Genomic DNA, 15,202 nt, shown 5'->3' on the forward strand with positions numbered 1-15,202 from the left:
ATAATTTGCACTAATAAATTTAATGTTTGTAATATAAAAAAGGTAAATCTATTCAATAAAATTTACAAATTCAACTAAAAGGTGACTAAGGAACGAGTCGAGCGTAGTTCATTACTCTTATGAATTATTCTAGTTTCAAGACAATATCAGGAATATTGTAATAGTTTGGATTTGATAATTTTCCTTGGGAATATTTGACCAATATTTGGATAGATGGTAATTAATAGTAAAGGGCAAATAAAGATGTTATCCCATCATGAACTTTACTTTAGCTTAACTATGTTAAATAGGAGAAAATTCCTAATTGCTATTTGAAAGGAGGGAGTTTATGTTTAGACTATTTACTCCTGCAGCTATTATATTTTTTTGCTTTATTTTTTTGGCTGGGTGCCAAGATAAAAAGGAAACGGTTGATAAAGTAAAAGAAAAAGAGGTTGTTAAGGTAGAGGAAGAGAAGCCTGCTTCCGAGGAAACGACAGCAGAGCCTGAAGAAGAAGTGTTTCATATTGACGTTCCTGAAATGCCCAGCAATCTTGAAGAAGTAGTTTCCTATCCCGTTGGATTATTCGCTTCCAAGGATACTAAGGTAAAAGATGAAGCGGTTCAAAAAGCGTTAGACGCAATCCCTCCTCTTTCAGAAACCGCTAATGAAGAGGAGCTATCTAATTTATTGGCCTATGTATACTCTCTTTTCAAGATGGATTATGATGACCCAAAGGTTATTATTGATTCGTTAAGTATTGCGACATCACCAGAGTCAGAGGGAATATCTGAAGAAGAGCGGACAGAGACATTCAATGTAGAAATCATTTTGGATGCTAGTGGAAGTATGAAGAAAACGATTGGCTCTAAGTCGATGATGGAAATTGCCAAGGAGGCTATCCAAGAATTTGCTTCAACCTTGCCTGAAGAGGCGAATGTTGGTTTGCGTGTTTATGGGCATAAAGGAACGGGTTCTGATGCGGATAAAGCCATGTCCTGTGCTGCAAATGAATTAGTCTACCCTATTCAGCCGTATAGTGACTCGGTACTGAAAGAGGCACTAGGAAAATTTAATCCTTCGGGCTGGACACCGCTTGCCCAATCATTACTTGAAGCCCAGCAAGATTTAGATCCATTTAAAGGTGAAAACCATCGAAATATTATTTACTTAGTAAGTGATGGAGTGGAAACATGCGATGGCGATCCGATTGCCGCGGCAAAAAGCTTAAAGGCATCTGAGATTTCACCAGTTGTTAATATTATTGGATTTGATTTAGGCAGTAAAGACGAGCAGCAATTAATGGACGTAGCAGAAGCAGCAGGTGGAACATACGTAAATGTTCGCAATCATGAGCAATTAAAAAGCCAATTTAATAAGGCTTCGGCTGATGCAAGTAAATGGATGACGTGGTATCAGAAGGAAAAGTCTGCCACTTATGACTTAGCAATTAGTCAACAGTCGGCCATATATAAGCTGTCAAACTCATGGAAAAATAATATTTTCAAAGAGAAATATTTAGTTCAATTTTCACTGCAAAGCTTGCATACAAAGGGAAAAATTGAAAAAGAGCAGGAATTAAAAATGTATAACATGGCCACAGAATTTTACAAGCAGCATTTTGAGTCAGTTGAAGAAATGAAGAATACGCTTATTGATGCAAGAGATGAAAATTTAGCCACATCTTTAAAAGAAATTAAAGAGCTTTATAACCAAAACGTTTCTCCAGGAAAAAAAGAGTAGAGGGAAAGTAGAAGACTTATCATATGTAATAGCATTTATTGGTTTAAAAATACTATTTTATTGTAGGGAAGTAAAGAACAAGAGTGTATTTATGAGAAAAACGGAAAGCGAAGTAAAGTCCTTTACAATGCTTTCCGTTTTATTTTTGCATAACTTTGAAAAGGGCTTCTAGCAGGGATGTGTTTTCTGGAAGCTAGCCTAGTCTATCATTTAAAAAGGTATTTATACCTAGAAACTAAACTTAAGCCCAAACGTAAAAGATGATAAAGACAGGCAATTATTTGATTTGTTATTTAGGGGGTGAGTTGCTGGATTGATCAACACAAAGCCTACAAAACTACATGAAAGAAATATCAAACAGTATAAAAAAATATTTGAAAAATGGGATATGTGGGATTTTGCCTATTTTGATGGCAAAGATTATTATTTTTTAACCTTATATGAGCAGGTCCTTAAAGGGATTACAGGCTATTTGATCCTAGACTGCAAAGGAAATATCGTTCCCATTGAACAGGCAAAAGCCCCAGCTCTTTCTTTAATTAGATTTAATACGATGATTCATGGGGCAATGAAGGAAATGGTTCCGCAAATGCGAAAAAATATGACTCCGTATAAAGAAGTAGTATCCTTGTTATCAAAAAATAAAACAAATCTAGTTAGTAAGCATCCCAATTTAGAATCACCTGTTGAAAAGGTCATTCAATACACCACACATGCGTTAGGAAACGGTACGCGAATTGAGGAATTTATTAACAAATTAGGTCATTTGCAGCGCTTTGCTACGAGAGAACATGGATATTTTGATGATGAAATTCTAAAGGCCATGAAAGAAGAAAGTGTAAAGTATAATGCCATGATGTATGAGTATGGTCTCAATGAATTTGATATGATGAATGATTACCAGCAAATCATCAATGTTTTAAGCGAGAGTTCTCCTGCTATTCCTTTTGCTGACCGTAAAAAAATAAATGAACTGTTGAAGGCAGCCATGCAATCAAATAATGGTTCGTTAAAAAGGACCATGCAGGAATTTAAGAACGGGTTTAAGGAAGTCAATATACATCTAAATCCAGCAAATTTAAAGCAATCGTTTGATGAAAAAATGACGAAAAGCGGATTGAAGGCATTTGAAGAAAAAATAGTCCCTATCATTCGAAATCCATCATAGTGCAGGGAAAGTACATTTAAAAACAAGAATCCCTTTCATTCATTTGAAAAGGATTCTTGTTTTTTGTTTTAGCAATTATCCACATTTAAATCGGTTACAGGCCACCAAAAGAATCCGTCTTTTTCTAATAATTCATCTGCTTCTCTTGGTCCCATCGTTCCGGATTCATAGTTCGGGAAGTTATCCGCTTTTTCCGTTTCCCAAACTTCAGATATTTTATCAACGAAGCTCCAGGAAAGAGCCACTTCATCCCAATGGGTAAAGTTGGTCGCATCTCCTCGCATGCAGTCAAATAAGAGCTTCTCATACGCCTCAGGCGTATTGATTCCATCAATTCCTTTATTGGCAAAGTTTAATTTTACTGGTGTGGCTTCGACATTCTTCCCGCTCTTTTTTGCGTTCAAATAAAGTGAAATACCTTCACCCGGCTGAATGTGAATAACGAGCAAATTCGGGTTTAATGTTTGTTCTGATTGGTAGTACAAGTTCATAGGAATATCTTTAAATTGAATGACAATCTTTGTTGATTTTGTTTCCATTCTTTTTCCCGTACGAATATAGATTGGCACGCCGGCCCACCGGAAATTATCAATTAACAGCTTGCCTGCTACGAATGTTTCTGTATTCGATGAGGGATCAACCATCGGCTCATCCCTGTATGCTGGCATATCTTCTCCATCGATTTTTCCTTTGCCATATTGCCCGCGAACAAAATGCTCATTAACAGCCTCTCCCTCTAACGGACGCATTGCACGGAGAACCTTCACCTTCTCTGACCTGATTTCTTCCGTTGTAAGGCGAATCGGCGGTTCCATCGCGAGGAGAGCAACCATTTGCAGCATATGGTTTTGGACCATATCTCGTAGAGCGCCGCTTGTTTCATAGTAGCGGCCTCGCTCTTCTACTCCGAGTACTTCACTTGATGTAACCTGGATATTAGAAATATAACGATTATTCCATAATGGTTCAAATATTGCATTGGCAAAACGAATCACTTCAATATTTTGTACCATTTCTTTTCCTAGGTAATGGTCAATTCGGTAAATTTCATTTTCAGAAAAAGCATTTCGTATTTGCTTATTCAGCTGCTTCGCTGATTCTAAATCATGACCAAAAGGCTTTTCAATAACAAGCCGTTTAAAGCCTGTTACATCTGTCAGTCCATCTGCTTTTAAATGCTCAGCAATTGTCCCGAAAAATTCAGGAGCCATTGCTAAGTAAAAGATTCGATTGCCTTCTAATCCATAGTGACTGTCTAACTCAGATGCCATTTGCTTTAAGGATAGATAGGAGGTTGAATCTGTGACATCATGTGAATGATAATGGAAGTGAGAAACAAACTCATCAAGATTTCCGCTTATTTCAGTTGCAGTCTCAATCGAATCTTTCACGCTTAACTGAAATTCTTCATTTGAGAGTGCACGTCTTGCCACGCCGACTACAGCAAATCGTTCAGACAGCTTTCCTTTTTGAAACAATCGGTAAAGGGATGGGAATAATTTCCTCTTTGCTAAATCTCCTGTTGCGCCAAATATCATAATTAATGCAGTTGGTTTTTCATTATGTATCACGTTTCTTGAACCTCTTTTCAACAAGAATTCTTTAAAGGCGCTTTATTGCACCTACAATATTATTTAACAAAGCCAATTATAAAAGAATAAAGGAAGATTTTCATCATTTAAATGATGTTTTGCTTTTTTATTGATAAAGTCAGCACTTTCGCAAATAAAGATGAGGTATTGCAAAAATATCTGCAGTTTTGCAAATAAATAGGGTATTTGCAAATAAATATTAATTTTTGCAAATATATAATGTGATATTGCAAATAAACATGAAAATATGCAAATAAATTAAAGGTATTGCAAAAATACTTGTAGTTTTGCAAAAATTGAATTTCTCGCAACGATATTTTTAGTTTTTACGTCTGCTTATTTCCTATCCAAAATGTTTTTAGTCAGAGATAATATGGTATAGTAAGTACATTCAATATAGCACGTATTCATTTTTTTAGCTTTAAAGGGGAGTTTTTGATGGAAGTCTTTTTTTTAGGCACAGGGGCGGGAATGCCTGCAAAGGCGAGAAATGTTACTTCAATTGCATTGAAATTGCTAGAAGAACGAGGAGCAATCTGGATTTTTGACTGTGGAGAAGCAACCCAGCATCAAATATTACATACATCGATTAAGCCTCGAAGAATTGAAAAAATTTTTATTACTCATTTGCATGGCGATCATATTTATGGGCTTCCAGGTCTATTATCAAGCAGATCTTTCCAAGGAGGAGAATCAGAGGTTGTTTTGTATGGACCAAAGGGGATAAAGGAGTTTGTTGAAATCTCACTATCTGTTAGCCAGACCTATTTGAAATATCCGCTGAAAATAGTCGAAATCGAGGAAGGAATTATTTTTGAGGATGAAGAATTTGCGGTAGAGGCAAAGCTTCTTGAACATGGCATTCCTTCGTATGGCTTTCGAGTAATCGAAAAAGACAGACCGGGTACATTGCTTGCAGATAAGCTGATGGAAGAAGGAGTAAAGCCAGGACCTCTCTATAAAAAAATAAAAAATGGAGAGGCTGTCGTGCTTGAGAATGGAAATGTGATTGAGCCTGAAGCTTTTTTAGGGCCTGCACAAAAGGGAAGAATCGTTACAATCCTGGGGGATACGAGAATTTGCGAGACAGCCATTCAATTAGCCAAGAATGCAGATTTACTTGTTCATGAAGCAACATTTTCGAATGGGGAAGAAAAGCTTGCATATGATTATTACCATTCAACAACCGTTCAAGCTGCACAGGTTGCAAAAGAGGCAGGCGTGAAAAAGCTATGTTTAACTCATATTAGTTCAAGGTATGATCGTGGTGACTGGAATCGGCTTGAAGAAGAGGCAAGAATGATTTTTGAGAATACAGTTATTTCAGAGGATTTTAAAGAAATCTTTTTGCCAATTTGTAAAGTAAATTGAATTTTTCCGATAATTTTATTGACTTGATCTAAAATGCATACTATAATCTCATTTAAACCTAAACATTATATTTATAAAGCTATGAAGAGTATTTATTAAGTCTTATCTCCCTGTTATAGAGAGTCAGTGGCTGGTGAAAACTGATACAAAGGTAGGATGAATTTCAGCTTGGAGCTTTTTCTTGCTGTGTATGTTTATGCAGTAAGAACGGAAGAATCCGTTAACATGTCAAGTGGAAAGTCACATGCTTTCAAAAAGGGTGGTACCGCGTGAATCACATCACGTCCCTTTTAGATCGCTGTGGCTTTTTTGTTTTTAGTAAGAAATTTTGGCCAATTTCTGAACGATTCATGCTTATTTGAAACTATAGGAGGAGCAGATTATGCAAAATGAACAATGGTCTTCAAAAATTGGCTTTATCTTAGCTTCTGCCGGTTCAGCAATTGGGCTGGGGGCAATTTGGAAGCTTCCGTATGTAACAGGAAATAGCGGAGGCGGCGCATTTATTCTTTTATTCTTAATTTTTTCCTTGCTTATCGGATTTCCGCTGTTACTAGGTGAATTTGTTATCGGGCGCAGTACGGGAAAAGAAGCAATTTCTGCATACAAGACGATTGCACCTAAATCTAAATGGCATTGGATTGGTTATCTAGGAGTATTTACTTGCTTTCTTCTTCTGTCATTTTACAGTGTAATCGGCGGCTGGATCATTAAATATTTGTTTGCAAGTGTTACGGGGGGAATGCCTGTTGAAGCAGATGGCTATGTAGCATTTTTTAATCAATCAGTTGGGAATCCTCTTGAAGTTATTATTTTCCAAGCAATCTTTTTAATTATCACTATTGTTGTTGTTGCAAGAGGTGTGCAGCAAGGTATTGAACAAATTAGTAAAATCATGATGCCTGCTCTGTTCTTATTATTTATCGTTTTAATTGTCCGTTCCTTAACATTAGAGGGGGCAATGGCTGGAGTTACGTTCTTTTTAAAGCCTGATTTTTCAAGTTTAACTTCTGAAAGTGTGCTTTATGCGATGGGACAATCGTTCTTCTCATTGAGTGTAGGGGTTTCTGTGATGGTCACGTATAGCTCGTATTTATCCAAAAAGGAAAGCCTCCTGCAGCCAGCTCTTTCCATTGTGGCGATGAATCTATTCATTTCTATCTTAGCTGGACTGGCGATTTTCCCAGCTGTGTTTTCATTAGGGTTTGAACCAGAAGGTGGACCTGGATTGTTATTTATTGTTCTGCCATCTGTTTTTGATCAAATTGTTTTTGGAAAAGTATTTTTATTGCTATTCCTTTCCTTATTTTTATTCGCTACGCTCACATCTGCTTTTTCGATGCTTGAAATTGTCGTGGCAGCATTGATGACTAAGAAGGGAAAAGGGAGAGGCCGAATGGCTTGGCTAATTGGTGTAGCAATTTTCCTAGTTGGAATTCCTTCTGCTCTATCCTTCAGCACATTATCTGACATCACGATTTTTGGAAAAAGTATTTTTGATAGTGCTGATTTTCTAGTTAGTAATATTTTGATGCCGATTGGCGCGTTGCTCATCTCTATTTTCGTATCCTATAAAATGAAGAAGGATCTTTTAAGAAGTGAACTGATCCAAGGGAAAAAAAGCTTGAACTTTATTTTTACAGTGTGGTTCTTCCTAATGAGATATGTCGTTCCTCTTGTCATTATTATTGTGTTCCTTGATGTAGTGGGTATTATTTAAACAATAAAAAAGATGGACAAAAGTGTCCATCCTTTTTATTACCTATACAAGCCACCCTCGCTCATACTGTTTTGGCGGTTCGATATCTATGCCAAGCTCCTTCGCTGCTGTCCGCGGCCAATAGGGGTCACGCAGCAGCTCGCGTGCAAGGAAAATTAAATCGGCACGCTCATTTTGTATAATCTCTTCTGCATGCAGCGGAGCTGTAATTAAGCCTACTGCACCAGTAGGAATGCCAGCTTCTTCTTTAATTTTTTCGGAAAACTTTACTTGGTAGCCAGGGTACGTATGAATTCTAGCAGGGACAACCGCTCCTGAGCTAACATCAATTAGGTCGATTCCTTGGTCTTTCATCCATTTGCCAAATTGTACATAATCCTCAGCGGTTAAGCCTTCCTCATGATAATCATGAGCAGATACCCGAACAAATAACGGCCCATCCCATACAGTTTTAATTGCTTCAATGACTTCATACAGGAAGCGATAACGATTTTCGGGAGAACCGCCATATTCGTCTGTTCGCTGATTAGAAAGAGGGGATAGAAATTCATTAATTAGATAGCCGTGGGCCCCGTGAATTTCGATGATATCAAAGCCGGCTTTTTTCGCTCTTTCTGCCCCTCGCTTGAATGCTTCTATTGTTTCTTGAATTTCCTCAATTGTCATTTCTTTTGGCTGTTTCATTTTTTCATTGAAGGCTAAGGCGGATGGTGCAAGGATTTCACCCTCGAGGACTGCTTTTCGTCCAGCATGGGCAAGCTGAATCCCTGTTGTCGCACCATGTTCCTTCATTAAATCAGTCAGTTCCTTTAGCCCGGCAATATGATCATCGCTCCAGATTCCCAAGTCATTCGGGGATATCCGGCCTTGTGGAGTAACAGCAGTTGCTTCCAAAATAATCAGACCAACCTGACCGACAGCGCGGCTCGTATAATGCGTTTTATGCCAATTCTCCACCATGCCATCCTCGTTTGGGCACGAGTACATGCACATCGGTGCCATGACAATCCGATTTTTAATCGTCGTATTTTTAATCGTAAAAGGGGTAAATAGTTTTGCTTCCATTAGAAAAACCTCCTCTTATGTAGCAGCTTTTCTCTAGTATAACAATCGTTTCTTAAAATGAAAAAGAACTAGCTTCTCTTCTCACGCAATTCACTCAGACGATATTTTGTTCCTCTCCATATGATGCCGCCTCTTTTAAATGTCAAGAAGCTCGCACGGATAATTGAATAAGTAAAGACAAGTGCCGTGATTGGAAATAAGAGAAAGAGCAGAGGGGAGAAGGTTGTCATCTGCTTTATGATCAATGTGTAAACAATAGCTAGCAGAAGGATATTAGCTGCACTTAAAGCAATATGGTCTCGGGAAAACAATGTGAAGAAAGGAAGGACTTGTGAAAAGAACACACCAGCTATCGCGAATACAACCATACTAATCCGATAATGAAGACCCGCAAATGTATTTTTCTCGAGTCCAATTAAAGCTTCTTTTAAGCTGCCATACCACTCTACCTCAAGCAGCTCCATAGCAGTCACTATTCGCTGATGAAGCCCCATTTCTTTTAGTTTCTTCCCAAGCATTAAATCATCGTCTGGGCGCATTCTAATCGCTTCGTGCGTTCCGAAAGCATGATACGCCTTTTTTGTTAGCATATTGAAAGCACCGATTCCCATTCCCGTTTTCGAAGTCGGTCTGTTTGCCATCCACGGACGCTTATAGTAAGAAAAGCCAAACATGAAAAAAGCTATAAAGGATTGGAGAAAGATGCTTCTTCCATATAGATTTGGAGCGGCAGTTAAGTGATCAAGTTTATTGTTTGTAAAATAGCTGATCGCCTTGCCAATGGCTTGTTCTTGGAATTGAACATCTGCATCTGTAAATAATAGGAGCTCCCCGGCGGCTTCTTTTGTACCTGCATAAAGCGCATAATTTTTCCCAAGCCAGCTTTCTGGGAGCTTCTGAATATGAATAATCTTTATCCGTCTGTCAGTTTCCTGCAATTGATCCATGATCTTTCCCGTTTTGTCAGTCGATCGATCATTCACTAAAATCCATTCAATGTTTCTATAGTTTTGTTTCAGCTGGCTGATGATGCTGCTTTTGATGTTCTCTTCTTCATTCCGAGCTGCAACAATAATTGAAAGCAGCGGACCGTTTATTTGCTCCCCTTCATCTTCCAGCCGATCTAATTTTCTAAAGCCGGCACTGGCATCAAATAGAATTGCCAGCCAAACAAACAAGCTTAAAGCTAGCAGAGCGGTTAGCATTGGGACACTTCCTTAGGGAAAAGTTTTGTAAATATTTTTGTGGTGCAAATAAGATTAATTTTCTGCAAAAATACTGTTGGGATTGCAAAAAATGACTTAGGTTTGCAAATAAAAATAAGTACTTGCAAAAATACTATAGAAGATTGCAAATAAGAATGGGTACTTACAAAAATAGTATAGGTTTGCAAATAAAAATGAATGATTGCAAAAATACTATAGAACTTTGCAAATAAAAAAGGGAAATTGCAAAAATAGTATAGGTTTGCAAATAAAAATGAATAATTGCAAAAACAGTATAGGAGTTTGCAATTAAAAATGGCCTTTTGCAAAAATAATAAAAGGTTTGCAAATAAATAAGAAATTCTGCAAAAAAGTTTATTTAAAAATATAGTAATCAAGGTTTTGCAAAAAATGTGTCAAATTTCGCAAATATATAACAAATATTTGCAAATAAACTAATTTACAGCAGGAGCTTTTGTCAGTTAGATTGAATATATCATTGAAATTATGAAAGGTGTGATCCAATTGATTGTAATGGAACGTGTTCAGCCGCATAGAATACTCAAAAATGAAGCCTTATTAAGGCGGCTTTCAAAAATTCATGTGAAACGTCCCCTAATTGAAGCTGAGCAAGGGAAAAGAATTGCTGGCTATCAAGGAGAACTCGCATCAGATTATTACGTGAAAAAGCTCCTTCAGAAAGAATACCTCATTTTTCATGGACTAAGACTCCAAAACGCCGATGATTTCTTCCAAATCGATACACTGATTCTTAGTACGAAGTTTTTTCTAATCCTAGAAGTGAAGAATTACACAGGTACAATTTATTTCGACTTCAAACATAAGCAACTTATTCAACATGTTAATGAATCAGAAAAGGCTTATCTTTGTCCGATTCTCCAAGCGAAAAGACAGCAATATGAATTTACAAACTGGCTTAAAGAGCAAAAAATCGAATTACCCTCAGAATTTTTAGTCGCTATTAGCAATCCCTCAACGATTATTAAATCAGATCCCCAACATTACGAAGCGCACCAAAAGGTAGTGCGGCCACAAGAGCTCGTAGATAAAATCAATACATTTAGTAAGCAATATGCAAAGGATAAATTAACATCTTCCGAATTAAAAAAGGTAACAAAAATCTTATTAAAAAAGCATGTTCCAGAGTCTTATGATGCCCTAGACTATTATAAAATACCTGAAACAGATGTTATGACTGGTGTTCAGTGCCCAGAATGTGGAGTGTTTGGTATGAAACGAATTCATGGTACTTGGTATTGTCCGTCTTGCAAGGCAAAACATAAAGATGAACACATTCAAGCCATTCATGATTATTTCCTTTTAATCAATTCAACGATAACGAATAAAAAGTTATGTGAATTTCTTCATTTAACCTCACCATATATCGCTAGTCGCCTCTTAGCCAAAATGAACCTCCCCTATACTGGAACGAAAAAGGGGAGAGTGTATATGCAAAAAGGAATAACTTGAGTTTTGCAAAAATAAAGAAGAGTTTGCAAACAAAATGGGCACTTTGCAAAAATAAAGCAGAATTTGCAAATAAACTGAGCACTTTGCAAAAATAAGGTAGAATCCGCAAATAAAAAGGGCACTTCGCAAAAATAAGGTGGAAACTGCAAATGAACTAAGCATTTCGCAAAGATAATGTAGAGTTTTCAAATAAACTGAGCATTTTGCCAAAAAACTAGTTACTTGCAAATAAAACTCAGCAAGTAACCAGTTATACCTTCATCCCTGCACGAATATTATCACCTAGCCGTTTTGACTGGGCAGTTGCTTCTTTTATGCAATCAATAAAGGCATGCTGTACGCGATAGTTTTCTAATACCTTCAGTCCTGCTTCTGTTGTTCCGCCAGGACTTGTTACTTCCTTCCGCAGCTGCTCGGGTTCTTTTGCTGATTTTGACAGCATTTCCGCCGCTCCGAGCAACGTTTGCACGATGAATTCCTTTGCGACTTCTTTCTCAAGTCCGACATCGACTGCGCTTTTTTCCATCGCTTCTGCCAGATAATAAATATAGGCAGGCCCGCTTCCAGACAATCCAGTAACAGCATCAAGCTGCTCTTCTTCGACGAGTGCTGTTACACCGACAGTTGCGAACATTTTTGATACAATCCTCATCTGTTCGGCTGATACTTTCTGATTAATTGCAAGGGCGGTAGCTGATTTTCCGACGGCTGCCGATGTATTTGGCATCGCCCTTACGATAGCTAACGATTGTCCTGCAAGCATTTCAATACTGCTCATCGATACGCCAGCCAGTACCGAAATTATAAGCATCTCCTTAGTTAAATACTTCTTAATATGCGCAAGTGCCTCAGCCGCATCCTTTGGCTTCATGGCTAATATGACAAGGCTGGTATTTTGAAAAAGTTCATCTAAATCATAAGTTGTTTGCACATCATATAGATTTTGTAAAGATACTAATTTTTCATGATCCGTCTTGTTCGTAACCCAAATTTGTCTGCTGTCCATTAGCTTATTTTTTACAATGCCAGCTATTAAAGCCTCTGCCATGGAGCCTGCGCCAATGACCGCTAATTTTTCCATTCGTATTCCTCCTGTATAAATGAATTTTTGAAAATAAAAAAGTCCCTCCATCCTGTAAAGGACGAAAGGACTAAGCATTTCGCGGTACCACCTTCAATTACCCTTTTCATAAAATCACAAAAAGGCATCTCGACTCCGTTAACGCCGGAAAATACGTTTAGGTTTGCCTAACCGCTCATAAGGTAGGTTCAATGGTCAAGTGGACGGTGAAGCCTTTCAGCCTGGTTGAGCTTCACTCTCTTTCGTCTTTTTCCATTTACTGACCTTACTCATCGCTATTTCCAATTTGAAGATATTAATAGTGATTATGAAGGGGGACAAGCCCTTTTGTCAAGGGATAGATGTGGCGAATATTCAAAATATTAAATATCCCATTGCCTAACGATAAAACTCCTATTCAAAAATATAACCGATAACATCCAGCGCTTGATCAACTGTTTCTACAGTCACGTTTGCTTTATTTGAAAGTTCTTTTAATGGATGAATGAATGATTCAGGCCTAATGATAATGGTAGGTTTATTCATCGTTATAGCAATGCTTGCATCCATAGCTGTATTCCATTGCTTATATTTTTCTCCAAATAATGCAATGACAATATCTGATTTCTGCATTAAAACTTGTGTTCTGAAATTATTAATATCAGACGCTGCGTCATCCTTATATAAATTTCCGGGTTGTTTCCCCAGAATTTCTTCACCGATATTATCTGATTTTTCATGGTTTGTTTGAGGTGAAACGAATCGTAATGGTAAATTTCTTTCTTGTGCCTTCAGCTCCAAATCGGTTCTCCAATTATCGTGAATCTGTCCAGCCAAATAAACGGTTAATTCCAATATTACCCCTCCCAATTTATTTCGTTCTAGCTCTATCCTATAAAACTTTTCAAGATTTTCAAAATAATTAGCAGCAATTCGGAAACTTTTTTCAATAACTTTTAGGCATAGCAAACTTGTAAATCTCTTTGGGAATCCATTTATTTAGTTGATATATATTGTTGAGCAATGTTTTAGGCAAGTTCTAGATGTTCTCTCAATTCGCCTTGAATCCGCTGTTTTTCTTCGTCAGGGACAATAAAATAATAAATATCCTTAATTAATTTTCCATCACCGTCAATAGACATTTGTTCCACTGTATTTGCAGCATTACGGTAATTTTTTTGGATATCGACCATCTCGTTGAAAATTAGGTTTGTCTTAATATTTTTTCCTAATGCATTAAATATCTTTTGATAATTGCCCAGAGATGAAAAGCTTGCTCCTTCCTTGATAACTGCTTGGATTACCTCTCTTTGCCTTAGCTGGCGGCCAAAATCACCTCTAGCATCTTCATATCTCATTCGGGAGAACATTAAAGCTTCTGCTCCATCCAATGTAATTTTGCCTTTAGGAAAATGATTCCCATCTACTGTAAAGTCTAGATCATTATTTACGGTAACGCCTCCAACAGAGTCAACGATATCCTGAAAGCCCTCCATATTAATTTGCAAGTAGTAATCAATGGGAATATCCAAGAAATTCTCTACAGTTGCCATTGACATTTCAATTCCTCCAAATGCATAGGCATGGTTGATTTTATCTTCTGATCCATGGCCAACAATTTCTGTTCTTGTATCACGCGGAATGCTGAGCATTTTGACAGAATTTTGATTTGGGTTAACGGTTAAGACGATCATTGTATCAGAACGTCCTCGGTCTCCTTCACGTTCATCAACCCCAAGCATTAAAACAGAGAATGGCTCTTTTTTTTCAAAAGTTACTTCTTCCATTCTTTTCTCAGATAGTTCTCTTTCAATGGGCTGATGCATCGTGTCAACTGCCTTCGTCAATGACTTATATACTGAATATCCGTATACGCCGGTGCAAATAAGCAAAAATAATACGACAATGCCAGTTATTCGGAGCCAGGTTCTTTTTTTCTTTTTGGAATCAGATCTCATTTCCTTGTCCTCCATGAAAGGGTGGTTTTTTAATAAAAGAATAACAGAAATTCTTTTAAAAGAACACTGATGACCTATATAAATAATCATTCGTACCAGTGTTCTCTATAAATGGACAAAACTGTTTATTTATCCACGAACGTTGTCTAGTTCTGATTTAATTATGTGAAAATAATGACAATTACTCGAAAGAGGGTTACACTTATTTATATACACGGGAGCCAGCAAAAATACGTGAAGATAATTCTATCGAGATATAGTGATTTTGAGGAGTTGGAAAAATGGCAGAGTGGAAAGATGGCATTGCAAAAATAATCATCCCGACCCCTTTTCCGGTTGGAGATGTAAATGTATATGTGGTAAGAGGAGAAAGGCTGACACTGGTTGATGCTGGGCCGAAAACGGATGAGGCATGGGAGGCATTGACTGTGCAGCTGAAGGAGTTAGAATTAACACCAGATGATATTGAGCAGGTTGTGTTAACCCATCATCACCCGGATCATTCGGGTCTGTTGGACTATTTTTCACCAGCATTGAAAGTGTATGGTCATCGATTGAATCAAAGATGGATTTTCCGTACTGATCAGTTTCTACAGGCACATGACGAATTTTATCATTACCTTTTCGGTGAATTTGGCATTCCAGAACAATATTTTCCGCACATTGATGCATTGAAAAAAACGCTGCGTTTTGCATGCCACCGTTCACTTACCAGTGAACTGGCAGAAGGGGATAAGCCCTTTGGACTTTCAGAGTGGAGAGTGATCGAAACACCGGGGCATGCTCAAAGTCATATCGGTCTATTAAGGGAAAAGGACGGAGTGTATATAGGCGGGGATCACTTGCTTG

The 15,202-nt window shown here is 37.6% G+C and carries 12 protein-coding genes and 1 other annotated feature; of the genes, 6 read left to right on the forward strand and 6 right to left on the reverse strand.

What is annotated here, in order from left to right:
* The first annotated feature begins 328 nt into the window (after positions 1-328).
* Together C1726_RS19400 and C1726_RS19405 are read left to right on the forward strand one after the other, a co-directional pair.
* Complete coding sequence (locus C1726_RS19400; protein WP_102274654.1) at positions 329-1,723, forward strand: VWA domain-containing protein; 1,395 nt, start codon at positions 329-331, stop codon at positions 1,721-1,723.
* A gap of 313 nt (positions 1,724-2,036) precedes the next feature.
* A complete protein-coding gene (locus C1726_RS19405) occupies positions 2,037-2,891 on the forward strand; it encodes a hypothetical protein (RefSeq protein ID WP_102274655.1) in 855 nt (284 codons plus the stop codon).
* Between the two features lie 68 nt (positions 2,892-2,959).
* Here the strand turns inward: C1726_RS19405 and zwf are convergent, their stop codons facing one another.
* On the reverse strand, positions 2,960-4,429 hold the full coding sequence (gene zwf, locus C1726_RS19410) for a glucose-6-phosphate dehydrogenase (RefSeq protein ID WP_216629087.1): 1,470 nt from the start codon (positions 4,427-4,429) through the stop codon (positions 2,960-2,962).
* 492 nt (positions 4,430-4,921) lie between these two features.
* Here zwf and rnz point away from each other — a divergent pair, with 492 nt between their 5' ends.
* On the forward strand, positions 4,922-5,854 hold the full coding sequence (rnz, locus tag C1726_RS19415) for a ribonuclease Z (protein ID WP_102274657.1): 933 nt from the start codon (positions 4,922-4,924) through the stop codon (positions 5,852-5,854).
* A 72-nt stretch (positions 5,855-5,926) separates the two neighbouring features.
* Positions 5,927-6,146, forward strand: a binding site (T-box leader).
* 87 nt (positions 6,147-6,233) lie between these two features.
* Entirely contained in the window at positions 6,234-7,574 is a 1,341-nt protein-coding gene (locus C1726_RS19420) for a sodium-dependent transporter (RefSeq protein ID WP_102274658.1), read from the forward strand.
* A gap of 42 nt (positions 7,575-7,616) precedes the next feature.
* Here C1726_RS19420 and namA read toward each other — a convergent pair whose 3' ends face one another.
* Positions 7,617-8,639, reverse strand: coding sequence for an NADPH dehydrogenase NamA (gene namA, locus C1726_RS19425; RefSeq protein ID WP_102274659.1), 1,023 nt, complete (start codon positions 8,637-8,639; stop codon positions 7,617-7,619).
* Between the two features lie 68 nt (positions 8,640-8,707).
* Positions 8,708-9,844 carry a glycosyltransferase gene (locus tag C1726_RS19430; RefSeq protein WP_102274660.1) on the reverse strand — a complete coding sequence of 379 codons (1,137 nt, stop codon included), beginning with the start codon at positions 9,842-9,844 and terminating at the stop codon, positions 8,708-8,710.
* A 534-nt stretch (positions 9,845-10,378) separates the two neighbouring features.
* Between C1726_RS19430 and C1726_RS19435 the strand changes: the two genes are divergently transcribed.
* A complete protein-coding gene (locus tag C1726_RS19435; RefSeq protein WP_235822872.1) occupies positions 10,379-11,335 on the forward strand; it encodes an NERD domain-containing protein in 957 nt (318 codons plus the stop codon).
* A gap of 250 nt (positions 11,336-11,585) precedes the next feature.
* Here the strand turns inward: C1726_RS19435 and proC are convergent, their stop codons facing one another.
* The 3 genes from proC to tagU form a co-directional block, all read right to left on the reverse strand.
* Positions 11,586-12,416 carry a pyrroline-5-carboxylate reductase gene (proC, locus tag C1726_RS19440; RefSeq protein WP_102274662.1) on the reverse strand — a complete coding sequence of 277 codons (831 nt, stop codon included), beginning with the start codon at positions 12,414-12,416 and terminating at the stop codon, positions 11,586-11,588.
* A 393-nt stretch (positions 12,417-12,809) separates the two neighbouring features.
* Complete coding sequence (locus C1726_RS19445; protein ID WP_102275863.1) at positions 12,810-13,250, reverse strand: YtoQ family protein; 441 nt, start codon at positions 13,248-13,250, stop codon at positions 12,810-12,812.
* 173 nt (positions 13,251-13,423) lie between these two features.
* On the reverse strand, positions 13,424-14,353 hold the full coding sequence (gene tagU, locus C1726_RS19450; RefSeq protein ID WP_102274663.1) for a polyisoprenyl-teichoic acid--peptidoglycan teichoic acid transferase TagU: 930 nt from the start codon (positions 14,351-14,353) through the stop codon (positions 13,424-13,426).
* A gap of 281 nt (positions 14,354-14,634) precedes the next feature.
* On the opposite strand from tagU, the gene C1726_RS19455 reads away from it, so the two are divergent.
* Positions 14,635-15,202, forward strand: a 568-nt coding sequence (locus tag C1726_RS19455) for an MBL fold metallo-hydrolase (protein WP_142385119.1), incomplete at its 3' end; no start/stop codon positions are given.

This window comes from Cytobacillus massiliigabonensis, assembly GCF_900199725.1.
Classification (GTDB): Bacteria; Bacillota; Bacilli; order Bacillales; family Cytobacillaceae; genus Cytobacillus; species Cytobacillus massiliigabonensis.